General features: G+C 65.8%; 13 protein-coding genes. 12 read left to right on the top strand and 1 reads right to left on the bottom strand.

From position 1 onward, the window contains the following. The first annotated feature begins 40 nt into the window (after positions 1–40). The 10 genes from BRADO_RS27765 (at position 41) to BRADO_RS27720 (ending at position 21,189) form a co-directional block, all read left to right on the top strand. Positions 41–2,089, top strand: coding sequence for an elongation factor G (locus BRADO_RS27765; RefSeq protein WP_012029524.1), 2,049 nt, complete (start codon positions 41–43; stop codon positions 2,087–2,089). Positions 2,090–2,524: 435 nt separating this feature from the next. Then, positions 2,525–4,204 carry a ShlB/FhaC/HecB family hemolysin secretion/activation protein gene (locus BRADO_RS27760; RefSeq protein ID WP_041757031.1) on the top strand — a complete coding sequence of 560 codons (1,680 nt, stop codon included), beginning with the start codon at positions 2,525–2,527 and terminating at the stop codon, positions 4,202–4,204. A gap of 180 nt (positions 4,205–4,384) precedes the next feature. Next, positions 4,385–9,304: a filamentous hemagglutinin N-terminal domain-containing protein gene (locus tag BRADO_RS27755; protein WP_012029522.1), complete on the top strand. Its 4,920-nt coding sequence runs from the start codon at positions 4,385–4,387 to the stop codon at positions 9,302–9,304. 65 nt (positions 9,305–9,369) lie between these two features. Continuing rightward, the gene (locus BRADO_RS27750; protein ID WP_050781049.1) at positions 9,370–15,303 is read left to right on the top strand and encodes an autotransporter-associated beta strand repeat-containing protein; all 5,934 of its coding nucleotides are present in this window, start codon (positions 9,370–9,372) and stop codon (positions 15,301–15,303) included. A gap of 266 nt (positions 15,304–15,569) precedes the next feature. Then, complete coding sequence (locus BRADO_RS27745) at positions 15,570–16,595, top strand: histidine kinase dimerization/phosphoacceptor domain -containing protein (protein WP_041757029.1); 1,026 nt, start codon at positions 15,570–15,572, stop codon at positions 16,593–16,595. A 134-nt stretch (positions 16,596–16,729) separates the two neighbouring features. Further along, complete coding sequence (locus tag BRADO_RS27740; protein ID WP_041757770.1) at positions 16,730–17,032, top strand: helix-turn-helix domain-containing protein; 303 nt, start codon at positions 16,730–16,732, stop codon at positions 17,030–17,032. Between the two features lie 92 nt (positions 17,033–17,124). After that, positions 17,125–18,888 carry a SulP family inorganic anion transporter gene (locus tag BRADO_RS27735; RefSeq protein WP_012029517.1) on the top strand — a complete coding sequence of 588 codons (1,764 nt, stop codon included), beginning with the start codon at positions 17,125–17,127 and terminating at the stop codon, positions 18,886–18,888. Positions 18,889–18,952: 64 nt separating this feature from the next. Beyond that, positions 18,953–19,594 (top strand): YoaK family protein, encoded by a 642-nt coding sequence (locus tag BRADO_RS27730; RefSeq protein WP_012029516.1) that lies wholly within the window; start codon positions 18,953–18,955, stop codon positions 19,592–19,594. Between the two features lie 31 nt (positions 19,595–19,625). After that, positions 19,626–20,468, top strand: a complete 843-nt coding sequence (locus BRADO_RS27725; RefSeq protein WP_041757768.1) for a shikimate dehydrogenase — start codon at positions 19,626–19,628, stop codon at positions 20,466–20,468. 142 nt (positions 20,469–20,610) lie between these two features. Beyond that, positions 20,611–21,189 (top strand): hypothetical protein, encoded by a 579-nt coding sequence (locus BRADO_RS27720; RefSeq protein ID WP_050781112.1) that lies wholly within the window; start codon positions 20,611–20,613, stop codon positions 21,187–21,189. 264 nt (positions 21,190–21,453) lie between these two features. Here the strand turns inward: BRADO_RS27720 and BRADO_RS27715 are convergent, their stop codons facing one another. Further along, positions 21,454–22,590, bottom strand: coding sequence for an alpha-hydroxy acid oxidase (locus tag BRADO_RS27715; protein ID WP_012029513.1), 1,137 nt, complete (start codon positions 22,588–22,590; stop codon positions 21,454–21,456). Positions 22,591–23,010: 420 nt separating this feature from the next. Here BRADO_RS27715 and glmM point away from each other — a divergent pair, with 420 nt between their 5' ends. Together glmM and BRADO_RS27705 are read left to right on the top strand one after the other, a co-directional pair. Continuing rightward, positions 23,011–24,360 carry a phosphoglucosamine mutase gene (gene glmM, locus BRADO_RS27710; protein WP_012029512.1) on the top strand — a complete coding sequence of 450 codons (1,350 nt, stop codon included), beginning with the start codon at positions 23,011–23,013 and terminating at the stop codon, positions 24,358–24,360. 525 nt (positions 24,361–24,885) lie between these two features. After that, complete coding sequence (locus BRADO_RS27705; protein ID WP_244422902.1) at positions 24,886–25,728, top strand: outer membrane protein; 843 nt, start codon at positions 24,886–24,888, stop codon at positions 25,726–25,728. Positions 25,729–25,759: the final 31 nt, after the last annotated feature.

Raw genomic sequence — 25,759 nt, 5'->3', positions numbered from 1 at the left:
ACCCAATCACGGGCCGAGCTCCAGAAACAGGAGGCGGCGAATGGGACAAGACCTGAGAAGTCCCCGAGGTCCACGGTGCATCGCGCTGGTGGGCCCTTTCCAAAGCGGTAAGACCACTCTGTTGGAAGCGATCCTGGCGCGGACGGGCGCGATCCCGCGCGCCGGCAGCGTCGATGCCGGCACCTGCGTCGGCGATGCCAGCCCGGAGGCGCGCCATCACAAAATGAGCGTCGCGATGACGGCGGCGACCACGACCTTCATGGGCGACAGCTATACTTTCCTCGACTGCCCCGGCTCGATCGAGTTCGCGCACGACATGCGCGCCGCGTTGCCCGCCGTGGACGCCGCGATCGTGGTCTGCGAGGCGGACGAGAAGAAGCTGCCGCAATTGCAGATCATCCTGCGCGAGTTGGAGGAACTGCGCATTCCGCGCTTCCTGTTTCTCAACAAGATCGATCGCGCCAATGCGCGGATCAGGGAAACGCTCGCCACCTTGCAGCCGGCCTCGCGCGTACCGCTGGTGCTGCGGCAGATTCCGATCTGGCATGGCGAACTGATCGAGGGCTTCGTCGATCTCGCGCTGGAGCGCGCCTTCATCTATCGCGAGCACAAGGCATCGGAGGTGATCGCGCTCGAAGGCGGCGATCTCGACCGTGAGAAGGAGGCGCGCTTCTCGATGCTGGAGAAGCTTGCCGATCACGACGACGCGCTGATGGAGCAACTGCTCGAGGACATCCCGCCGCCGCGCGACGCCGTGTTCGATGATCTCGCCCGCGAATTGCGCGAGGGCCTGATCTGCCCGGTGCTGCTCGGCTCCGCCTTGCGCGAGAACGGCGTGCTCCGACTGATGAAGGCGCTGCGCCACGAGGCGCCCGGTATTGCCGAGACCGCGCAGCGGCTCGGCGTGAAAGCGAGCAAGGAGGCGCTCGGCTACGTCTTCAAGACGCTGCATCTGCAGCATGGCGGCAAGCTGTCGCTGACGCGCGTGCTGGCGGGACATCTCGACGACGGCGCCACGTTGCATGCCGCCTCCGGCGAGGCGGCGCGCGTCTCCGGCATCCTCGCCGCGACCGGCGCCTATGACAGCAAGCGTGCGGCAGCGGAAGCTGGCGACACGATCGCGCTCGGCAAGCTCGATACCGTCAAGACCGGCGATACCATCGCCACCGGCAAGGCCGCGCCTCCGGCGCTCGCGAAGATTGCTCCGTGTCCGCCGGTGCTGGCGCTCTCGATCGCCGCCGTCGACCGCAAGGATGACGTCAAGCTCGGCCAGGCGCTGCTGCGGCTGAACGAGGAAGATCCGTCGCTGACGATGGTGCAGAACCAGCGGACGCACGATACCGTGCTGTGGGGACAGGGCGAGATGCATCTGCGCGTCGCCCTGGAGCGCCTGCGCGACCGCTTCGGGGTCAATGTCAAATCGCATGCGCCGGCGATCGGCTATCAGGAGACCATCCGCAAATCGATCACGCAGCGCGGCCGGCACAAGAAGCAGTCCGGCGGCCACGGCCAGTTCGGCGACGTCGTGCTCGACATCAGACCTCTGCCGCGCGGTGAAGGCTTCCGCTTTGCCGAGAAGGTGGTCGGCGGCGCCGTGCCGCGCAACTACATCCCGGCGGTGGAGGAGGGCGTCGTCGACGCGCTGGCGCGGGGGCCGCTCGGCTTTCCGGTAATCGATGTCGAGGTTACGCTCACTGACGGCTCGTATCACAGCGTGGATTCGTCCGACCTCGCCTTCCGCACAGCGGCGCGGGCGGGCGTCGGCGAGGGACTGCCGCAATGTGCGCCGGTGCTGCTGGAGCCGATCCACACCGTGGAGATCGTTTGTCCGACGGACGCGACCGCCAGGATCAACGCGATCCTGGCGGCGCGGCGCGGCCAGATCCTATCGTTCGACACCCGCGACGGCTGGCCGGGCTGGGATTGCGTCCGCGCAATGATGCCGGAAGCCGAGATCGGCGAACTGATCGTCGAGCTGCGCTCAGCCACCGCAGGCGCCGGCAGCTTCACCCGGACCTTCGACCATATGGCCGAGGTGACGGGCCGCGCCGCCGACCACATCATCGCCTCGCACCGCGACGCGGCGTAGATCGCGTCGCCGCAGCAGGGCCGGCCCGCCCACCTCCACGAGAGGACTGGCGGGCCGATGTCTCGCGCGCAAGCGCATGGCGTTCGGGACCGCATGCTCATCACGTCTGGCCTGATCGAACGATCGCTTCTCCGGTCAGATACGGTGCCGTAGTTGTACGGGAGCGTGCTGAGCAGCACTCCGCATTGCCTCGGAATGATCAGCAATCCGAGTGAGTTGGAACCCGCGTCGATGTCGCCTGCGAAGCCGTGATGTGGTTACCGCAGGCTTGCCGCTCCGCACGAATTAAACACCCATTAACCATGGAACTCGAAGGTCCCGAGATGTTGCCGGCATTGCAGCGACGCGATGCCCCTGTTCCAGTTTCCCTTGGGCCCTTAACGGATGTGTCGGTGGTGGCGCAACGCCGTCTTCTACGTTGGTGCTGCGATCGTCATGATGACCGCGGCGACCTCGGATGTGCACGCCCAGGCCGTCGCCCCAAGCCAGGTGACACCGCCCAGCCTGCGTCCGCCGCAGCCTCCCGCGGGCGCCGTGATCGTCACGCCGCGTTCGTCCGCTCCGAACGCGCCGGCCGGCGCGCGTGAGCTGACGGTGCTGGTCGGCGCGGTGCGCATCGAGGACGGATTCGCGGAGCTCGCGAGCGCCGCCGAGACACTCGTGGCCGCGCTTGCGGGCAAGCGTGTCAGCGTCGAGGCCATTTATGCGGCGGCCGCAGAACTCGAACAGGCCTATGTCCGGGCGGGATTTCCGCTGGTCCGCGTGGTGGTGCCGCCGCAGCGACTGGTCGACCATGGTCCGCTGCGACTGGTCGTGATCGACGGCTTCGTCGAACGGGTCGACGTGTCGGCCTTGCCGGCGCAAGTGCGTGAGGTGGTCCGCAGACGGACCGCCACGCTGGTCGGCCGTCGTCATGTCACGCAGGAGCAGATCGAGAACGCATTGCTGATCGCGGGCGAGGTGCCCGGTGTGCGATTGAGGAGTACGCTGGCTCGCGGCGTCGCGGAGGGAGGCGTCGGCCTGATCCTGGACGGCGAGCATCATGTCGTGGCGATCTCCACCGGCGGCGACAACCGCCTGTCCAAATCGCTCGGGTTCTGGCAGGCGCGGAACGCGGTCACGGTGAACAGCGCGCTCGGCTGGGGCGAGCAGTTCTATGCCTCGGTCGGCTCCGGCACGAACCCCAATGATTTCGTTGCGGGCCGTCCTCCGCTGCTGCTCTACGGCGCGGGCGTGGTGGTTCCTCTCGGTAACAATGGCCTCACCTTCAATCCGGAATATACGAGGTCGATCACGCGAACTGCGGCCACGGCGAATGTCCCGGCGACATACGGCACGTTCGAACGTTATTCAGTGCGATTCCGCGATCCGCTTCAGCTCACGCGCAGCAGCTCGCTATATGCGAACGCTGCGCTCGAACTGATCGACCAAAAGTCGGACGCCCCGGAGTTCGGTGTCACGCTGAATCACGATCATTACAGTGCGTTGCGCCTCGGTCCTGATTACGCGACGACGCTGCCATGGGGCGCCGGACTGCAACTCGGCGCACAAGGCTCGTTCGGACTTGCGGGCCGCGGGCCGCTCGACGTCGACGCGTCCGGCGTTCCGTTGTCGCGACAGGGCGCGAGCTCGCAATTCGTCAAATGGTCGGCCAACGCGCGGCTGACGCAGCCGCTGGCAGGCGGGCTGCAACTCGACGTGCTGATGGCTGGCCAGTACTCGCAGAACCGGCCGCTGTTGCGGCCGGAGCAGATCGCTCTGGATGGCACCGATGCGTTGACCGCCTTCTCGACGGGAACGTTCACGGCCGACCAAGGCGTCACTGTGCGGGGCGAGCTGTCACGCTCGTTCGCGCTTCCAGCCGGCGCGATGAATATGAGTCTGTCTCCGTATCTGTTCGGTGCGTATGGCCGGGGCTGGATCGTCAACGCAACCGCTGCGGAGCAACCCGTCTTCAACGCGGAGTCCGTGGGCCTCGGCATTCGCAGCGGTGTCGGAGCGGTGACCGGCTGGACAGCCGCGAACCTCTCATTGGAGGTCGCCCGCGGCTTTACCGATCTCGGTGGCGTCAGGGCAGGATGGCGGGGGACGGTATTGCTGAACGTGTCGTTCTGATTTCCGCGCGCTCCCCGCCCGCCCCTCTCACATGGTGACCCCTTCGTTAACGCGAAGGCTGCCGAAATGGCGAAACATTTCATCAAATGTCAGTTCGAACCGGTTCCAATCCGGGCGGCCGCGCGCGCGACGACGCAGAAGCGCGGCTTCGAGCATCGTAGCGCGATTGGTTGAGTATCGATGACGAGCGCGTGTAGGACACTGGTATCGCAAGCCGGGATCAGGCGTCATGTCAGCCTGGCCCTGTTGTGGGGCACGACCTCCCTGCTGGTGCTGGCATCGCGGGCAGGCGCGCAGAGCGTGCTGCCGCAAGGTGCGTCGGTCGCCTCCGGTCAGGTGAGCTTTGCCAACCCGAGTAGCAATGCGCTGACGGTAAACCAGACCTCGGCGAAGGCCATCGTCAACTGGAACAGCTTCTCGGTCGGCAGCAATGCCAGCGTGAACTTCGCGCAGCCGAATGCCGATGCAGCGATCCTGAACCGCGTCACCGGCAACACGTCCTCGACCATCGCCGGCAAGATCACCGGCAACGGCCAGGTGTATCTGGTCAACCCGAACGGCATCGCGATCACGCCGAGCGGATCGGTGCAGGTCGGCGGCTTCGTCGCCTCGACGCTCGACATCAGCGATGCGGATTTCAATGCCGGCCATCTCAACTTCACCGGCAAGGGCGCCTCGGCCGCTGTCAGCAACGCCGGCACGATCAGCGGCGCTCCGGGATCGTATGTCGGCCTGATCGGCGGCTCGGTGTCCAACAGCGGCACTATCAATGTGCCGCTCGGCAAGGTCGGGCTCGGAGCCGGCGAGCAGGTCACGCTCGATCCGAGCGGCGACGGCTTCCTGCAGGTCGCGCTCCCGACCGGCGCCAAGGCGGCGGACGGCAAGGCGCTGCTCGACGTCTCCGGCAAGATCAGGGCGGCCGGTGGCCGGGTCGAGATTCGCGCCGCGGCGGCGCAGCAGGCGGCACGCGACGTCGTCAACGTCTCCGGCGCGATCTCCGCGCGCTCGGTATCCGGCCGCCCCGGCTCGATCCTGCTCGGCGGCGGCGGTGGTGCCGTCACGGTGTCCGGCCGTCTGGCTGCCAATGGCGGCCGGCGCCAGGCCGGCGGCACGATCGTCGTCAGCGGCAGCAAGGTGGCGCTGACCGAGACGGCGAAGATCAGCGCCAACGGCACGAGCGGCGGCACGATCCTGATCGGCGGCGACCAGCGCGGCGGCAGTGATCCCGCGGCCAAGCTTGTTGGCGGCAATGTCCAAAACGCCCAGACCACGACGGTCGCGCAGGGCGCGACGATCTCCGCCAATGGCAGCCAGGGCGAGGGCGGCAAGATCGTGCTGTGGTCCGATCAGTTCACGGACTTCCGCGGCACGATCAGTGCGACCGCCGGCGGCGCCGGTAATGGCGGCGCGGTCGAGACCTCAAGTCACGGCGTGCTGAACTACCAGGGCACGACCGACGTCACCGCGCAGAACGGCCTTACCGGCACGCTGCTGCTCGATCCCTACAACGTCACCATCTCGAGCGGCAGCGACACCGCAATGTCGAATTCCGGCGGCACCTATTCGCCGACCGGCAACTCCTCCATCCTCTCGATCGCGACGCTTCAGACCGCACTGGCGAGCGCCAACGTGACGGTCAATACCGGCAGCTCGGGTGCGCAGAGCGGCAACATCACGCTTGCCAATGCGCTGACTTGGACCAGCGGCAACGCGCTGTCGCTCAGCGCAGCCGGTGCGATCCTGCTCAATGCTGGCGTCACGGCGAGCAATGGCAGCCTGCAGCTGACGGGATCGCAGATATCCTTCAACAGCTCGATCAATCTCGGCGGCACGCTGACCGCAACGGCGACCGCAGGCGGGAGCAGCAGCGGGGTCAGCTTCACTGGCGCCAGCGTCACGACGGGCGCGGGCGCCAGCACGATCGGCGGCACATCGTCGAGCGGGTCCGGTCTCAGCTTTGCGGGAGTCACGAGCCTGTCGAGCGCGGGATCGTTCTCGGTGTCCGGCACCTCGACGACCGGCTATGGCGTGTATCTCGGCTCGTCCGCGTCACTGTCCACCACCGGGACCGTCTCGCTCTCCGGTACATCCGGCTCCAATACCGGACTCTATGCCGATACGTCCTCGAGCATCATCAACGTCACGGGCAATCTCGCCGTGACCGGCGGCAGCACGTCGGGGATCGGCTTCTACTTCTTTGCCGGCACCAACACCCTGACGAATTCCGGCGCAGGCTCGTTCGCCATCACCGGAAATTCCGCGGCTGCCACGAATTACGGCGTCGCCATCAATTCCAACCTGATCAGCTCGGGCAATGTCACGATCTCCGGCAACAATACGAATGCGGCCTATGGCCTTTTTCTCAACGGCACGACCATCACCGACAATGCCGGTAATCTGACCCTCAGCGGCAGTTCGACAGGAAACAACGCGGTCTGGGACCAAGGCAACGGCGTCCTGAATCTGGTCAACAACGGTGCCGGCACGCTCCAGATCAATGGCAACACCACGAGCTCAAACCGCGGCATTCGTTTCAACACCGGCGCCGACCTGACAACTGCGGGCAGGGTCGTGCTGATCGGCACGTCCAGCAGCGGCGATGGCCTGTCGTTCAAAGGCAGCAACACCATCACCGTCGCGAGTGGCACGCCGACCTTCACAGGGACCTCGACCTCCGGAAATGGCGTCTACTTCCAGGGCGCCGCGACGATCGACAATCAGTCCGGGATCGGGTTCGCCGTCTCAGGCACGAGCTCCAGCGGCTATGGATTGAAGGTCGAGAACGGCGCGAACCTTACCAGCCGTGGCGCCGTGCAGCTCTCCGGAACCAGCACCAGCGGGCTAGGACTGGTCGTCGTCGGCGGCGACACCATCACGGCGTCTTCGGGATCGCTGACCCTGTCGGGGACGAGCAGTTCGACCGATGGCATCAATCTAACGTCGGGTGGATCGATCGGCACCTCCGGCGCCGTGGCGATGTCCGGCACGTCGACCAGCGGCACGGGGCTGGTGCTGAATGGGGTGAACACCATCACCAACAATGCCGGCAACCTGACGCTGGCGGGATCGTCGAGTTCGGGGTCTGGTGCCTTTCTCTACGGAACAACGTCTCTCACCAATGACGGCACGGGCACGTTTTCGCTGAGCGGCAGCAGCACCAGCGGCCAGGGGATCTTCGACTACCTCAACGCAACTGTCGCCACTTCAGGCAATATCAGCATCGCTGGCAGCTCCAACAGCGCCGTCGGACTTTATTTCCTCGGCATGAATACCGTTTCCAGCAGCTCTGGCAACGCCACGTGGTCCGGCACCTCGCAGACCAATCAGGGTGTCTGGTTCAATAGCGGCAGTTCGAGCCTGGTCAATTCCGGTGCCGGGACGCTCGGTCTCAGCGGTTCGAGCAGCAGCCTTAGCGGGATCGCGTTCAACGGCAGTACCAGCTTGTCGCTGTCCGGCGGCGTCAACATGTCCGGCACATCCGCAAGCGGCGCCGGCCTGTATTGGCTCGGCAACAATACGCTCACCATCGCCAGCGGCGCGCCGACCCTCGTGGGATCCTCGACGACGGGCACGGGGGTCTATCTTGCGAGCACGACGGTCGACAATCAGACCGGCAGCTTCGTGACGCTCGCTGGCAACAGCGCCAGCGGCTCCGGGCTGGTGGTTGGAAACGGGGCCTCGCTGACCACCACCGGCGGCGGCGTCCAGGTGTCGGGCTCCAGCAGCAACGGGACCGGTTTCTCGACCGGTGGCGGCAACGCAATCGTGACGACGTCAGGCGCGTTGACGTTGTCGGGAGCGACGTCCTCGGGTGGCGCATTTGGCTACGACATGTCCGCCAGCGGAACGACGATCGCCAACAACGGCGCGGGCGTGCTCACGTTGACGGGCAACGGCGGCGGTAAGCTTGCAGCTAGCATCGCATCGAATACGGCACCTGTCGTGCTCAGTGGAACCGGAACAGTGACCCAGAGCGGCGGATCAATCACGGCGACAGCGTTGAAGCTGGTGGGGACCGCGAGCTATGCGCTGAACGCGAACAATCTGGTGGGCACGCTCGCCGCCGGCGCAATAGGCTCGCTGAGCTTCTTCAACGCGCGGGCTCTGACGATCGGCTCCGTGCAGGGAACAAGTGGTATCAGTGCGAGCGGCAGCGCCACTGTTGTGACCTCAGGGAATCTGACCTTGGCCAGCGGGGCGACCGTCTCCGCCGTCAGTCCTGTTCTGTCCACCGCGATGGCTTTCATCAACGCTGCCGGGGCGAATGCGGTCGCGGCGACATCGGGACGCTGGCTGATCTATTCGAATACGCCGAGCTCCGACAGCTTCGGCGGCCTCGACAGCGGCAACACCGCGATCTGGAATGCGACCTATGCCAGCCGGCCGCCCGGCAGCGTCACGGCCTCCGGCAACCGCTATCTGTTCGCGATGCAGCCGACGCTGACGTTCACGCCGAACAGCTTCAGCAAGACCTATGGCACCGACGCGACGGCAACGCTCGCGGCCGGCTACAGCGTATCGGGCTATCAGTCCGGCGTCGCCAATTCCTTCCTCGGTGATACGGCTGCAATCGCGTTCAGCGGAGCTCCCTCTCTGACGTCTGGCGGAGCTGCTGCGACCGCAAGCGTAGCCGGCGGTCCCTATGCCATCGCCATTATCCCAGGTTCGCTGGCCTCGGCCGCAGGTTATGCGTTTGGCTTCGGCAGCGGTACTCTGACGGTCACCCCCGCGCCGGTGATCGTGTGGGCGCTCGGCGGCACGTCGGTGTTCGGCGTGCCCTCCTCCGACCCCGGCCTTGCGGCGACCGGTCTGCAGAACAGCGAGAGCGCGAGTGTGCTCACGGGCCTGTCGAACAGCTTCGGCATCACGCCACGGACGCCGCTTGGCAGCTACACGCTGTCGGTGGCGGGAACGCTGACGAATTCGAACTATGTCGTGGTCGGCACATCTACGGCCTCATGGCGCGTCACTCCACCGGAGCCGCCGAACTTGATGCCTAGTCTTCGCGGCGGATCTGCAGGCAAATGGGTCTGCGCGACCGCTGACCTGGGCAGTGTGGCACACCATCCTCTTTGCGGCTGGCGGGTGTCACGTCAATGATGATAGTGTCTGAGCGAGAGCCGAATATCGGTAAACGATACGGGAGCCGGCGCGTCGTCCTGACGATGCTGCTGGGGACCGCGTCGATCCTGGTGCTGGCGTCCCGTGCAGGCGCGCAGAGCGTGCTGCCGCAAGGTGCATCGGTCGCCTCCGGCCAGGTGAGCTTTGCCAACCCGAGTAGCAATGCGCTGACGGTGACCCAGACCTCGGCGAAGGCCATCGTCAACTGGAACAGCTTCTCGGTCGGCAGCAATGCCAGCGTAAACTTCGCGCAGCCGAATGCCAATGCAGCGATCCTGAACCGCGTCACCGGCAACACGTCCTCGACCATCGCCGGCAAGATCACCGGCAACGGCCAGGTGTATCTGGTCAACCCGAACGGCATCGCGATCACGCCGAGCGGATCGGTGCAGGTCGGCGGCGGCTTCGTCGCCTCGACACTCGACATCAGCGATGCGGATTTCAATGCCGGCCGTCTCAACTTCACCGGCAAGGGCGCCTCGGCCGCTGTCAGCAACGCCGGCACGATCAGCGGCGCTCCGGGATCCTATGTCGGCCTGATCGGCGGCTCGGTGTCCAACAGCGGCACTATCAATGTGCCGCTCGGCAAGGTCGGGCTCGGCGCCGGCGAGCAGGTCACGCTCGATCCGAGCGGCGACGGCTTCCTGCAGGTCGCGTTGCCGACCGGCGCCAAGGCGGCGGACGGCAAGGCGCTGCTCGACGTCTCCGGCAAGATCAGGGCGGCCGGTGGCCGGGTCGAGATTCGCGCCGCGGCGGCGCAGCAGGCGGCACGCGACGTCGTCAACGTCTCCGGCGCGATCTCCGCGCGCTCGGTATCGGGCCGTTCCGGCAACATCGTGCTCGGCGGCGGCGGTGGCGCCGTTACGGTGTCCGGCCGTCTGGCTGCCAATGGCGGCCGGCGCCAGGCCGGCGGCACGATCGTCGTCAGCGGCAGCAAGGTGGCGCTGACCGAGACGGCGAAGATCAGCGCCAACGGCACGAGCGGCGGTACGATCCTGATCGGCGGCGACCAGCGCGGCGGCAGTGATCCCGCAGCCAAGCTGGTTGGCGGCGACGTTCAGAATGCCCGGACCACGACGGTCGCGCAGGGCGCGACGATCTCCGCCAATGGCAGCAAGGGCGAGGGCGGCAAGATCGTGCTGTGGTCCGATCAGTTCACGGACTTCCGCGGCACGATCAGTGCGACCGCCGGCGGCGCCGGTAATGGTGGCGCGGTCGAGACCTCAAGTCACGGCGTGCTGAACTACCAGGGCACGACCGACGTCACCGCACAGAGCGACCGTACCGGCACGCTGCTGCTCGATCCCTACAACGTCACCATCTCGAGCGGCAGCGACACCAATCATGACGCGAGCTTTGCCGCGACCGGCAGCGGCTCGATCATCAACGTGACCACGCTGCAGAACGCGCTCGCCAGCGCCAATGTGACGGTGTCGACGGGATCGTCCGGCGCCGAGGCTGGCGACATCACGCTCAACAGCTCGTTGTCGTGGGTTGCCAATACGCTGCTGACCTTGAATGCGGCTGGTGGGATCATCCTTAATGCCGGCGTTACCAACTCCGGCGCGTCCAGCGGATTGACGCTGACAGCGAACGGCAGCGCCGGCATCTCCGGCGCGGCATCTCTCGCCAATTCGGGCATGCTCACCCTCAACACCGCCGCCGGCAGCTCAAGCACCTATTCGGGCGCCATCTCCGGCTCCGGCAGCCTCGTCTACAACGGACCTGGCACGCTGACGCTGTCCGGCACGAACTCCTACACGGGCGCGACGACGATCAATGCCGGCACGCTCGGCTTCACCCACGATCAGGCCAGCACCACGGGTGTTACCGTTGCCAGCGGCGCGACCTTGTCGCTGTCGAACAATGCAGCCGTCAGCAATCCAACCGCCGGCGTGACGACCGTGGCTGGAACGGTCGGTGGCAATGGAACGCTCTATGGCTATTACGCCGGCGGTGGCGACGCCGCCGGGCTCGTATTGACCGGAAATGCGACGCTGAGCGCGTCCGGAGGTTCGCTCGCGCTCAATGGCTCCGCTTCCGGCACGCACAGCTGGGGCGTCCAGCTCGCCTCGGGGGCGAACGTCACGACCAATGGCGCGGTCACGCTCAATGCGAGCGGCTCCGGTACGGCCGGCTACCGCCGCGCCTTCATCGTCACGGGCAACGCCGCAATCAACGCTGCGACCGGTGGCTTGACGGTCAACATAGCGGAGTCGGGCGGCGACGTACGCTTTTCGCCACAGGGCAACACGCTGACGCTGGGAGGGACGCAGAACTGGAACATCAACAGTCCCGGATGGAGCGATGCCTGGTCAGCGAGCAACGGCGCTTTCAACCTGACGACGCTGGCGAACGCCAATGTTTCGCTCGCGAGCAACGGCAATGGCTGGAACTCGAACATGACGGGATGGACGTGGACGCTGGGGGCGGGCTCGCAAGTGGGCATCACCGGCGTCCTCCTCAACGGCACGCTCGGACTTTCCGGCACGGGGACGCTGACCACCCCGCTGCCACTTACGGGGAACAGCACGATATCCACTCCCAACGGCTCTGATGCGGCCACGATTTCAGGTGCCGTGTCCGGTGGCTACTCCCTCACAAAGGACGGCCCGGGAAGTCTCATCCTGGCGGGCGCCAATACCTATACGGGCACCACGACGGTGAATAGCGGCACGCTCGCTCAGAGCAACACGACAGCGTCCTCAGCATTCACGGTCGCGTCCGGCGCTACGCTTCAGGTGGGCAATTCCTCGTTCGACTATACCTTCAATCCCACCACTGCTTCCGCGATCAGCGGGGCCGGAACGCTGCAGAAGATTGGCACGAACATCGTGACGTTTGCGGGCACCTCGGCGAGCGCCACCTTCACGTGGGGCCTGTCGAGCGGCGGGTTGATCGACGTCCAGGCCGGAAAACTGGTCGGGGGCAACTACCAGCACGACATTTGGACTGGCAATCTCTCCAGCCTTAACGTGGCCTCTGGCGCGGTGTTCGATGGCGTCGAGGCAAACCTGGTCCTCGACCGGATTACTGGCTCTGGTTCGATCACATCCGGCTGGGGAGCCCCCATCTACAGCGGGATGACCATCGGTGCAGCAAATGGCTCCAGCACGTTCAATGGCGTCATTTCCAACCGTTGGGGCAACGCCGCCATCACCAAGCTGGGCACCGGGACCATCACGCTCTCCGGCGCGAACACCTACACCGGCGCGACGACGGTCAACAGCGGCACGCTTGCCCTGAGTAACACGACATCGTCCTCCGCATTCACGGTCGCATCCGGCGCCACGCTTCAGGTAGGTAATTCGTCGTTCGACTACACGTTCAATCCCACCGCTGCTTCCTCGATCAGTGGTGCAGGAACGCTGCAGAAGACCGGCACGAACACCGTGGCGTTCGCAGGCACCTCGTCGAGCGCCACCTTCACCTGGGGCCTGTCGAGCGCCGGGTTGATTGACGTTCAAGCTGGCAAGCTGGTCGGGGGCCACTACCAACACGACGTGTGGACGGGTAATCTTTCCAGCCTCAACGTCGCCGCGGGTGCGACCTTCGACGGTGTCGAAGCCAACGTGATCGTTGACCGGATCTCGGGGGCCGGCACGATCAAGTCCGGTTGGTCGGGATCCGGCTACAACGCGATCACCATCGGAGCGGCGAATGGCTCCAGCACCTTCAGTGGCGTCATTGCCGACAGTTGGTCAAGCGCCAGCATCACGAAAGCGGGGACCGGCACCATCACGCTCTCCGGTGCCAATGCGCTGACAGGCACCACCACTGTCAATGCCGGCACGCTCGCGCTCAGCCCGTCCGGCTCCTCGGCGATGGGATCCATCCTGGTCGGCGGCGGTGCTTCGGGCGCGACGCTGGTGGTGAATTCCGGATCGACCGCGCTCACAGGCGATCTCGTGGTCGGCGCCGCGTCGGCGGACAAGGCAAGCCTGGCCCAGATCAGTGCCAACCTGACTGCCAACAACGTCTACATCGGCAATGCCAATGGTGCGATCGGCACGGTCAACCAGTCGGCCGGGACGCTCACCACAACGGCCCTCAACGACCCCAACTTCGGCATCGGCTCGGCCGTTGGCGGCATGGGCACCTACAACCTGTCCGGCGGGACGGCTGTGGTGACAAACGGCATTTTCAACGTCGGTGGCTATGGCGCGGGAACGCTCAACCAGAGCGGCGGCACGATCAATGCCGGGTGGTGGGCCATCGTCGGCCGTCGCGTCGGCAGCAGCGGCGTCTACAATCTCAGCGGCGGCCAGTTCAATCAAACGGGCACGGGCTCTCAACTGATCGTCGGTGAGCAGGGGACCGGAACGCTCAATGTCTCCGGCAGCGGCATCGCCAGTCTGGCGGGCGGCCTCGGCATCAGCGGCGGCGCCGGGCCTGAAGGAATCGGCACGGTCAATCTGAATGGCGGCACCATCCTGACGCCGTCGGTCGTGAAGAACTCGGGTGCGAGCGCGTCCTTCAACTTCAATGGCGGGTGGCTGCAGGCCACGGCGAGCAGCCCATCGTTCATGACGGGATTGACGTCGACCGTGGTGCAGGCCGGCGGTGCATTCATCAACGATGGCGGCTATGCGATCACGATCGGCTCCAGTCTTGGCGGCAGCGGCGCGCTGGCCAAGTCTGGCTCGGGCACGTTGACCCTATCTGGTGCCAACACCTATACGGGTCCGACCACGGTGAACGGCGGCACCCTCGACCTGTCAGGCTCCTGGAACGTGGGCGCGGGAATTGCGACGACCAGCGTGGCCTCCGGCGCGACGCTCTCCGGCGCCGGCGTCGTGACCGCCGCGACGCTGTCGGACAGCGGCGCCGGCACCGTCAATCTCTCCGGCAACAATGCCGTGGGCACGCTGACCGCGTCGGGCACAATCGGCGCGTTGACGTTCAACGATGCGCATGCGTTGTCGCTCGGTCCGTTGTCCTCCTCCGGTCCGGTCGTGGTGACGACAGCAAGCGGGTTCGATCTCAATGTCGGCAGCGCAGCCGTCTCCAGCTCTCATCCCTCGGGCAATGCAATGCTGCTGATCAGCGGCCACGATCTCACCCTGGCCAGCGGAGCCTCGCTGAGTGGCGCCAGCCCGGTGCTGGCGGCGGCCAATGCGTTCATCAACAACGCTGGCGCGGGCGCCGTTGCCGCGACCTCGGGCCGATGGCTGATCTATTCCAGTGCGCCGGGCTCCGACAGTTTCGGCGGTCTCGACAGCGGCAATACCGCGCTTTGGAACGCGACCTATGCCAGCCGCCCGCCGGGCAGCATCGCCGCCGCCGGCAACCGCTATCTGTTCGCGACGCAGCCGGCGCTGACATTCACGCCAACCAGCCTCGCCAAGACATACGGCACCGATGCGACGTCGACGCTTGCGACGAGCTATGCCGTGTCCGGATATCAGCCCGGCGTCGCCCATGCGTTCCTCGCAGACACCGCCGCAACGGTGTTCGGCGGCAGCCCCTTGCTGACCTCCAGCGGAGCGGCCGCGACGGCCAGCGTCGCCGGCGGGCCCTACGCCGTCAACATCGCTCAGGGCTCGCTCGTCTCAGCGGCCGGCTACGCGTTCGGCTTTGGCGGTCCTGCGACACTGACGGTCGCTCCCGCGCCCGTCATGGTCCGGGCGCTCGGCGGAGCCTCCCTCTATGGCGAGACATCGTTCAATCCCGGGATCGCCGCCACGGGTCTTCAGAACGGCGACACCGTGAGCGCGCTGACAGGCCTGTCGAACAGCTTCGGCATCACGTCTCAGACGCCGGTCGGCAGCTACACGCTGTCCGTCGCGGGGACGCTGACCAATCCGAACTATGTCGTGGCCGGAATCTCGCCTGCGACCTGGTACGTCATCTCGCAGGACAAGCCGAGCACGACGCCGGGCCTTCACGCCGGCGCAGCCGAATGGGTTTGCACGGCCGCAAGCCTGGGATCGGGATCCACGCGGTCGATCTGCGGAAGCCGCGTGTCCGATCGATGATGAGGCCGGCACTGTCCGTCCGGCGTCTGACCGATGCTGTCGGCCGCACCGTCGTGCACGAACGACCGTTCGGGGGACAATGTTCACTTGTGCACCATTCGGGTTCCAATATGGTGTTATGATAACGCCATACGGTTCCCGGACCTGCTATTTCGTCATCGTCCCGAAGGCCTCGATCCGCTGCTGCCCACGTGCTCTGTTGCCGGCTCCTCGCCGGAGGGAGGCCTCGCCGGGCCGCGCCAGTCTCATCAGCTTAGCCAAGTCCCGTGATCCAGAAGCGCTTGTCAGCCCCGTTCTACTTGCGCGCCGCCGAGGCGACGGAGAAACTCCGCGGGCATGCTCTGCCTGGCTACGTGATCGCGGTGTGTGGCGCCCTGGCGGCCTTCGCGCTTCGCCTGGCTCTGGTCGACACGCTGCCGGATGGCTTCCCCTATTTGACATTCTTCCCGGCGGTCATTCTGACGACCTTCTTCTGCGGAGTCGGGCCCGGCGTCGTATCGGCGGCGCTGTGCGGCGCCATGGCATGGTACTTTTTCATGCCCGCGACTGGATACCAAAGCGCGCTCGCGATCGGCTTCTACGCCATCATCGTCGCCGTCGACATCACGCTGATCCACCTCATGCACGAAGCCGCGCGGCATCTTCGCCAGGAACGCGCGGTGTCGGAGCGCCTCTATCAGAATGAACGCGTGCTGTTTCAGGAGTTGCAGCACCGCGTCGCCAACAACATCCAGTTCATCTCCGGATTGCTGATGATGCAGAAGCGACAGGCGGCCGCAGATCCGTCGCGTGCCGCTGCGATCCTCAGCGAGGCGCAGACGCGGCTCGAGACGATCTCGCGCGTCCATCGCATGCTGCATGACCCGAGCCGCATGAACCTGGAGATCGGGCCCTACCTCCAGACGATCTGCAACGACGTGCTGCAATCGAGCGGAGCGCGCGACGTGGCCTGCGTGGTCGATTTCGCGCCCGCCGAGCTGGATCTGACGCGCCTGACCGCGCTGTCGCTGCTGGTCGTCGAGCTCGTCACCAACGCGGTGAAGCACGCCTTCGGGCCGGAGCAGGCCGGCACGATCATGGTCAGCTTGAGGCCGCTCGATGCGGCGCGCTACGGCCTCACGATTTCGGACAATGGCAAGGGCCTCAGTCCCGGTGTCGAGCCCGGCAAGGTCGACAGCCTGGGCTTGCGGATCTGCGAGGGGCTCGCGGCGCAAATGCACGGCAAGCTCACCACGAGCTCCGGCTCGGGAACGACGGTTCAGCTGGAATTTCCCAAGGTGATGCCCGCCTGACGGTGGGGCGCGACTATCGCAAGCAGTCTGGTTTGGTACCGAGGCGGTCGCTTGCCATCGGCTCTGGATGATGTATTTTACATCATTGTATTTGTCTCATGCGTCAATTATGGTGTGTGTTACGTGAGGCCATCGTGATCACGTCGTTCCAGATGCGGGCTGCGCGTGCGCTGCTCGGGATAGATCAGAAAACCTTGGCCGAGCTGGCCGGCGTGTCGCTGCCGACGATCCAGCGGATGGAAGCCTCCACAGGCAACGTTCGCGGCGTCGTGGACTCGCTGACCAAGGTCGTCGATGCGCTCAATCGTGCGGGCGTGGATCTCATCGGGGAGCATGCCCGCAGCGAGGATGGCGGGCGTGGCGTTCGCCTGAAGGAGCCCGGGCCGCCCAATCGTTTGGGTCGTCAAACTGACACTGCGCGCGATGGCGCGAGCTAGACCCATCGCGCGGCACGGCGGTTGCTGAGGCCTCCGTGCAAGGCGCATCGCAGGGCAGGGCGCCCTGCTGACGCGACGGGAGCGTGAGGGGCATGAGCATCGCAAGCGAGCACGGCGCGCAGCGGCGGGTCGGACAGCACCAGCCGACCTTCGCCGAACTCTACTCTCCCAAACTTCTCACCGTCCTGCGCGAAGGCTATGGCCTTGCCGACTTCCGCGCCGATGCGCTCGCGGGCCTGACGGTCGCGATCGTCGCGCTGCCGCTGTCGATGGCGATCGCGATCGCCTCCGGCGTCGCGCCCGGCCGCGGCCTCTACACCGCGGTCGTCGGCGGTTTCCTGATCTCGCTGCTCGGCGGCAGCCGGTTTCAGATCGGCGGCCCCGCCGGCGCCTTCATCGTGCTGGTGGCGGCGACGGTCGATCGCCAAGGCCTCGATGGCCTGCTGCTCGCGACCATGATGTCCGGCGTGATGCTGGTGATTGCCGGGTACCTGCGGCTCGGCACCTACATCAAGTTCATTCCCTATCCGGTGACGGTCGGCTTCACGGCCGGCATCGCCGTCATCATCTTCGCGAGCCAGCTGAAGGACCTGTTCGGCATCACGCTTGCGGCCAAGGAGCCCGGTGAACTGATCCCGAAGCTGCTCGCGCTTGCGCATGACGCGCCGACGGCCAACAGCTCCGCCGTGCTGCTCGCGGCATCCGCGATCCTGATCATTGTCGGGCTCAAGCGGCTGCGTCCGACGTGGCCCGGCATCCTCATCGCCGTGGCCATCGCGGGCGTCGTCACGTGGGCGTTCAATCTGCCGGTCGAAACCATCGGCACCAAATTCGGCGGCATCCCGCGCGAGCTGCCGGCGCCGGCGCTGCCGGCGTTTTCCCTCGCCAAGATTCAGGCGGTGTTCCCCGACGCGATCGCGTTTGCGCTGCTTGGTGCGATCGAGTCGCTGCTCTCGGCCGTCGTCGCCGACGGCATGACAGGGCGGCGGCATCGCTCGAATTGCGAGCTGGTCGCGCAGGGCTTCGCCAATATCGGCTCGGCGCTGTTCGGCGGCATCTGCGTGACCGGTACGATCGCGCGCACCGCCACCAATGTCCGCGCCGGTGCGCGCGGCCCGGTGTCGGGCATGCTGCACTCGCTCTTTTTGCTCGTCTTCATGCTGATCGCGGCGCCGCTGGCGAGCTACATCCCGCTGTCGGCGCTCGCGGCGGTGCTCGTCGTGGTGGCCTGGAACATGGCCGAGAAGCACGAGTTCGCCACGCTGATCCGCTCGTCATGGGGCGATGCGACCGTGCTGCTTGCGACCTTCGGGCTCACGATCTTCCGCGATCTCACCGAGGGCATCCTGGTCGGCTTCGCGCTCGGCGCGGTGCTCTTCATCAACCGCATGGCGCAGATGACCGGCGTCGAGGACGGATCGCCGCTGGTGCCCGAGGATCGCGCCGACTTCGAGGACGGCGCGCGCGTGCCCTACAATCCCAAGCTCAGCGCCGACAAGGACGTGCTCGTCTATCGCATCACCGGCGCATTCTTCTTCGGTGCCGCCTCCACCGTCGGCACGGTGCTGGATTCGATCGCCGATCGCCGCAAGGCCTTCGTGGTCGATTTCGCGGCCGTGCCGTTCCTGGACTCGACCGCGGCCAACGCCATGAGCCGGGTGGCCGCCAAGGCCAAGCGCCAGGGCATCCTTCTGTTCATCACAGGCGCCTCGCCGACGGTGCGGCGGTCGCTGCTGACCCACGGCGTGCGGCCGCCGCTGGTGCGCTATCGTGAGACCATCGAGCGCGCGGTGGCCGACATCAAGGGCAAGGATCCCGTGCGGGAGGAGATCGCCGACGGCCTGGCGGCGAGCTGACCGGCCGGCCCGGACGGCGCCTCCGGCTTGAACCGACGGGCCGCGACATGGTTGGCTGTGTCGCATGCTCGACAGCCGCCGCAACATCCTGCTCGCTTGCGCCCTCAGCGCACTCGCAGGTTATATCGACGGCATCGGCTTCCTGCATCTCGGTGGCCTGTTCGTCTCGTTCATGAGCGGCAACTCGACCCGCATGGGCGTCAGCCTCGCCGAGGGCCGCTGGTCCGAGGCCAGCAGCGCGCTCGGCCTGATCGGGCTGTTCGTCGGCGGCGCAGCTGTCGGCAGCCTGATCATGCAGAGGCGCAATCGCCACGTTCAGAGCCTGCTCCTGATGGTCGAGGGCGCGCTGCTGATCGCGGCCACTCTCTGCCATCTCGCCACTGTGCCGTTCGGCGCCGTGGCCGCGATCGTTTTGGCGATGGGGCTGGAGAATGCGGCATTCCAGATCAAGGGCAGTGGCGGGCTCGGGCTGACCTATGTCACCGGCGCTCTTGTCAAGGTCGGTCAGGCGGTGGCTGTCGCCCTGGCCGGTGGACCGCGTCTCGGCTGGCTATCCAACCTGCTGCTATGGGCGGCGCTGGTGGCCGGCTCTGTTGCGGGTGCGTTCGCCTACCTGCATCTCGGCCTCATCGCGGTGTGGGCCGGGGGCTGCGTCGCGCTGCTGATCGCCTTCGTCGCGGCGGTGGCGGCCGACCCCGAGCATTGACTCCGGCGTGAGCTTGTCCGATGTCACGGCCATGACCGCCGCCGCCAAAATCCCCGCCGCGTGCCTGATCGGCTGGCCTGCCGCGCATTCGCGCTCGCCGCTCATCCATCATCATTGGCTGCACCAGCTCGGGATTTCCGGCGGCTACACGATCGAGGCCGTGCCGCCCGAGGAGCTCGCGAACTTCGTGATGCATCTGCATCATCGCGGCTTCGTCGGCGCCAATGTCACGATTCCGCACAAGGAGCGGGTGCTCGAATTGGCCGAGCCGGATGCGCGCGCGCGCGCCGTCGGCGCCGCCAACACGCTGTGGTACGAGCGCGGGGTGTTGCGTGCGACCAACACCGACGTCGAAGGCTTCATCGGCAATCTCGACGCGGTGGCGCCGGGCTGGGATCGGACCAACGAGGCGTTGGTGCTCGGCTCCGGAGGAGCGGCGCGAGCCGTCGTATTCGGGCTTCTGGAGCGCGGCATCGGGCGCGTCCACGTCATCAACCGCACCGCCGCCCGCGCGCAAGCCTTGGCCGATCAGTTCGGCAGCCGGGTCGTCGCAGAAGGCTGGGACCGCGTCGGCGCGCTGCTGCCGGGCGCGGGTCTGTTCGTGAACACCACCGCGCTCGGCATGCACGGTCAGCCGCCGCTCGCGCTTGATGTCGACCTGTTGTCGCCGCATGCCGTTGTGGCCGACATCGTCTACGTGCCGTTGGAGACGCAACTGCTCGGCGCCGCGCGGGCGCGAGGCCTGCGCACGGCGGATGGGCTCGGCATGCTCCTGCATCAGGCCGTGCGCGGCTTCGAACTGTGGTTCGGCCGGCGTCCGCAGGTCACCCCTGAGCTGAGGGCGCTGGTGGAAGCGGATCTCACAAAGGCTTGAAGCCGGAATAAGTCTCAAAACAGAGCGTCTCACTCGTCATGCGTCCGCGCCCCGACTAAGTCACGCGGAGCTTTCGCCCAAAGCCCGGAGCTTATGCATGTTCGTCCGTACCGTTCTGATCCGCCCCGTCGTTGCACTCGCGATGGTTGCGGCGACATCCGTCTTTGCAATCTGCCAACAGGCCCCGGTCCCGACCCGCGTGCGCGGGGCGATCGAAAGCGTCGACGGCGAGACGATGACGGTGAAGGCGCGCAGCGGCGAGATCTTCAAGCTGCGCATGGCCGGCGATCTGCGCGTGTCGGGCGTGGTGAAGGCCGAGCTGTCCGACATCAAGCTCGGCTCCTTCATCGGCGCCACCACGGTGCCCGGCCCGGACGGCGCGCCGAAGGCGGTGGAGATCCATATCTTCCCCGAGGAGATGCGCGGCACCGGGGAGGGGTCGCGGTCCTGGGATCTGAAGCCGAATTCGAGCATGACCAACGCCACCGTGTCGGAGAGCTCGGTGTCGACCGACGGGCATACGCTCCTCGTCAAGTACAAGGGCGGCGAGAAGCGCGTCGACATCTCGCCGGATACGCCGATCGTCACCTTTGTCCCCGGCGACAAATCTGAGCTGAAGGCCGGCGCGAAGGTCATGGCCACCGTCAAGCAGCTTCCCGACGGCTCACTCGAAACCAGCCGCGTCAGCGTCGGCCGCGACGGCCTGACGCCGCCGATGTGAGGCACGGCCGAATTCTCTGCGCTCGGTTGCGCCCTCGCACACGGTGTCATCCCTGCGAACGCAGGGACCGATAACCCCCAGGGAGTGGTTTGGGCGCGCTGTGTATTGGCTTTTTCCAAGCACGACGGCCGCAGAGTGGATCCCGGATCGCCGTCGCGACGCGCTGGCGCGCGTCACGATTTGTCCGGACAACGGCCTTTGCGGAGTGGCGGTCCGGATCGCATCGACTGATGAGTCGGAGCTCTCTGCTCTCCGCCTCTCGAATTAATCCGCCAGCACCTTGCGATCGATCTCCGCCACGGTGTTGACGCCGCACAGGCCCATCGTTGTCAGCAGCTCGTTGCGGATGATGTCGATGGCCTTGGCGACGCCGACCTGGCCACCGGCGCCGAGGCCGTAGGCATAGGCGCGGCCGATCATGCAGGATTTGGCGCCGAGCGCCAGCGCGCGCATCACGTCCTGGCCGGAGCGGATGCCGCCATCGAACATGATCTCGATCTTGTCGCCGACCGCTTCCGCAATGCCCGGCAGAACGTGGATCGACGACGGCGCGCCGTCGAGCTGGCGGCCCCCATGGTTGGACACGACCATCGCCTGTGCGCCCGTCGCGGCGGCAAGCTTGGCGTCCTCGATGTCATGGATGCCTTTGATGATCAGCTTGCCCGGCCAGATCGAGCGGATCCAGTCGACGTCCTTCCAGTTCAGCGAGGTGTCGAACTGCGACGCGGTCCAGGCGGAGAGCTTGGTGAGATCCTCAGTGTTCTTCACATGGCCGGCAATGTTGCCGAAGGTGCGGCGCTTGCCCTGCAGCACGCCCTGCACCCAGGCGGGCTTGGTGGCGAAGTCGAACAGTTTCGACAGCGACCATTCCGGCGGCACGCTCATGCCGTTCTTGATGTCCTGGTGGCGCTGGCCGATCACCTGCAGGTCGACGGTCAGGCAGAGCGCGGTGCACTTCGCGGCGATGGCGCGCTCGATCAGCGCCTTGATGAATCCGCGGTCCTTCATCACGTAAAGCTGGAACCAGAACGGCTTCTCGACACTGGAGGCGATGTCCTCGATCGAGCAGATCGACATCGTGCTCTGGGTGAATGGAATTCCCGCGGCCTGCGCGGCGCGACAGGCGTGGATCTCGCCGTCGCCATGCTGCATACCCAGGAGGCCCACCGGCGCGAGGACCAGCGGCATCGACGAGGGCTCGCCGAGAATCGTGGTCGACAGGTCGCGCTTGGAGACGTCGACCAGAATGCGCTGCCGGAACTTGATCTTCTGCAGGTCGTCGCGGTTGGCGCGCAAGGTTTCTTCGGCGTAGGAGCCGCGGTCGGCGTAGTCGAAGAACGCCTTGGGGACGCGGCGCTTGTGCAGCAGGCGCAGATCTTCAATGCAGGTGACGTGTTTCATCGCAGTCTTCGGCTCCCCCACCGACGGTTTCGTTTCTTTGACTGACTGTCCTCTAGCATCTTTGGAGCGGCTGCCAAATCCGACATCGGCCGCCCAGCATCCGGCGCTGAGCGGCCCTTCGCCAGGTGCGATATCGGACGCTGCGTTCCGAGCGGAGAGGATGTCGATGGCGCCGTTTTCCCGTCCTGGAGATGACGCGGCGCGTCAGGCGCGCCTTGATTGTGGTCCCGTCGCCTGCCGAAAAATTAGCGTTAACAAAGGCTTATGCCGGTGGTGGCGGTTTCGTGGTAATGATTCATCACATTTTTTGAAGCCATCTTAGCTTTAAGGCGACTATAACCCGCGGGCTGACCGGACGGGGCAGGTGTCGTGATTCGCGCCCCCCTCGGTAACGCGTTGAGATGCTGTGCTGGGGGTCATATGAGCCGTAACTATTTCGGGACCGATGGGATACGTGGCCGAGCCAATGGCCTGATCACGCCGGAACTCGCGCTCAAGGTCGGTCAGGCCGCGGGTCTTCTGTTCCAGCGCGGCGAGCACCGCCATCGGGTGGTGATCGGCAAGGACACACGCCTGTCCGGCTACATGATCGAGTACGCGATGGTCGCCGGCTTCACCTCGGTCGGCATGGATGTGCTGCTGGTCGGCCCGATGCCGACGCCGGCGGTCGCAATGCTGACCAAGTCGATGCGCGCCGATCTCGGCGTGATGATCTCGGCCTCGCACAACCTGTTCGAGGACAACGGCATCAAGCTGTTCGGGCCGCAGGGATTCAAGCTGTCCGACGACGTCGAGAAGCAGATCGAGCAGCTGCTCGATGAATCGCTCGACAAGAAGCTGGCGCAGAGCGCGAGCCTCGGCCGCGCCCGCCGCATCGACGGCGTGCACGATCGCTACATCGAATTCGCCAAGCGCACCTTGCCGCGCGACCTCTCGCTCGACGGCTTGCGCGTGGTGGTCGATTGCGCCAATGGCGCGGCGTACAAGGTCGTGCCCGAGGCGCTGTGGGAGCTCGGGGCCGACGTGATCTCGATCGGCGTGGAGCCCGACGGCTTCAACATCAACAAGGAATGCGGCTCGACTTCGCCCGAGGCGCTATGTCGCAAGGTTCGCGAAATGCGCGCCGATATCGGCATCGCGCTCGACGGCGACGCCGACCGCGTGATCCTGGTCGACGAGCGCGGCCACATCGTCGACGGCGACCAGCTGCTCGCCGTGATCGCGCAGAGCTGGAAGGAAGACGGACGCCTGTCGCGTCCCGGCATCGTCGCGACCGTGATGTCCAATCTCGGTCTCGAGCGCTTCCTGCAGGGGCAGGGGCTCGAACTGGTGCGCACACCGGTCGGCGATCGCTACGTGCTCGAGCGAATGCTCGCCGACGGCTACAATCTCGGCGGCGAGCAGTCGGGCCACATCATCCTGTCGGACTACGCGACGACCGGCGACGGCTTCGTCGCGGCGCTTCAGGTGCTCGCCACGGTGCAGAAGCTGCGTCGTCCGGTCTCCGAGGTTTGCCACAAGTTCGACCCGCTGCCGCAGATCCTCAAGAACGTGCGCTACCGCAGCGGCAAGCCGCTCGACACCGACGCCGTGAAGTCGGCGATCGACACCGGCCAGAAACGCCTCAACGGCCATGGCCGCCTGCTCGTACGGTCCTCGGGCACCGAGCCTGTCATCCGGGTGATGGGCGAGGGCGATGACCGCAACCTGGTCGAGGAGGTCGTCGACGACATCGTCACCGCGGTCGGCAACGCCGCAGCGGCCGCCTGATCGTCAACGGATCGGTCAATCAGCAAGGCCCGCCATCCTTTGATGGCGGGCCTTGCTTCTTGCATGGTGCCCGGGCCAAGGTCGATCGGGTCTGCGTAGACGGTCGTGTCGATCGGACAACGAACGAGTCCGCGCTTTATTGTTGGCTCAGGCAGCTGATGATTTCGTGCAAGCGGTTTGCATCGGCCGTGCGGCTGCTTCCGCACTCTTGTCCCATTCCCGTAAGGAACGGCGAGGCAGTCCGTCGTCTGTTACGACGATGGCGCATGTCACGTTGTCAGTCGTCCAGGAAGTCGGCGAGCTGCGTGAGGCAGTCGAGATCAACTAATGAGTTCGTAATCTTCTGTTCGCTAACCAATCGTTAGGACACGTTGCACGGAGATTAACGGCTGCCACGCGCACACGAAATATCAACCCTAATTATTAGGGTTAAGCGCTGCTTAAGTATTTGGTGCCATTGTACAGCCGTCAGTTGTGATGTGGGGCCGGGTTCCGAACGCCTCACCGGCCAAAGGGACGAAGCCAATGCGTAGCGTTAAGTCTTTGATCGCCGCCGGAGCGGCCTCTATGTTTTCAACCTTGGCCTTTGCGGCCGACATGCCCATCGCGCCCCCGCCCGTCTACGCGCCGCCGCCGGCGGCTGATTTCGGCGGCTGGTACCTGCGCGGGGACATCGGGTTCAGCAATCAGAAGGTCAAAGACGTTCACTATACGCGCGAGTCGGCCTATACGCCGATGACCTCGTTTCAGCAGACCTCCGACTTCGACGCAGCCGGCATCTACGGCGTCGGCGTCGGCTATCGTTTCAACAGCTGGTTCCGCGCCGACATCACCGGGCAGTATCGCGGCAATTCGAACTTCAAGGCCACCGACCGCTTCAATGCGACCGCGGGTGGCGTGCCCTACAGCGGCATCGACAACTACACGGCTAGCAAGTCCGAATGGCTCGTGCTGGCCAATGCCTATGTCGACCTCGGCACATGGTGGTGCGTGACCCCGTTCATCGGCGCCGGCGTCGGCGGCTCGCGCGTGACGATCTCCAACTTCACCGACACCGGCATCAACAACCTGCCGTTCACGACCGCGAGCTTCGCGACCGCGCCGACGTCCTCGAAGTGGAATTTCGCCTGGGCGGCGCATGCGGGTCTCGCCTACAACGTCAACCCGAACCTCGTGCTCGAGCTGGCCTACAGCTATGTCGATCTCGGGCAGGGACAGACCGGCGTGCTGTCGACCTACACCGGAACGACAACCGGCAACTTCTTCAAGTTCAAGGACATCACCTCGCACGACCTGAAGCTCGGCGTGCGCTGGAATTTCGACAATCCTCCGCCGCCTCCGATGCCGCCGCTGATCCGCAAGGGCTGAAGCTTCTGGCGATACTGATCGCATCAACAAG

The sequence above is a fragment of the Bradyrhizobium sp. ORS 278 genome (genome assembly GCF_000026145.1).
Lineage (GTDB): Bacteria > Pseudomonadota > Alphaproteobacteria > Rhizobiales > Xanthobacteraceae > Bradyrhizobium.
This window is presented reverse-complemented; position numbering and strand designations above follow the sequence as displayed.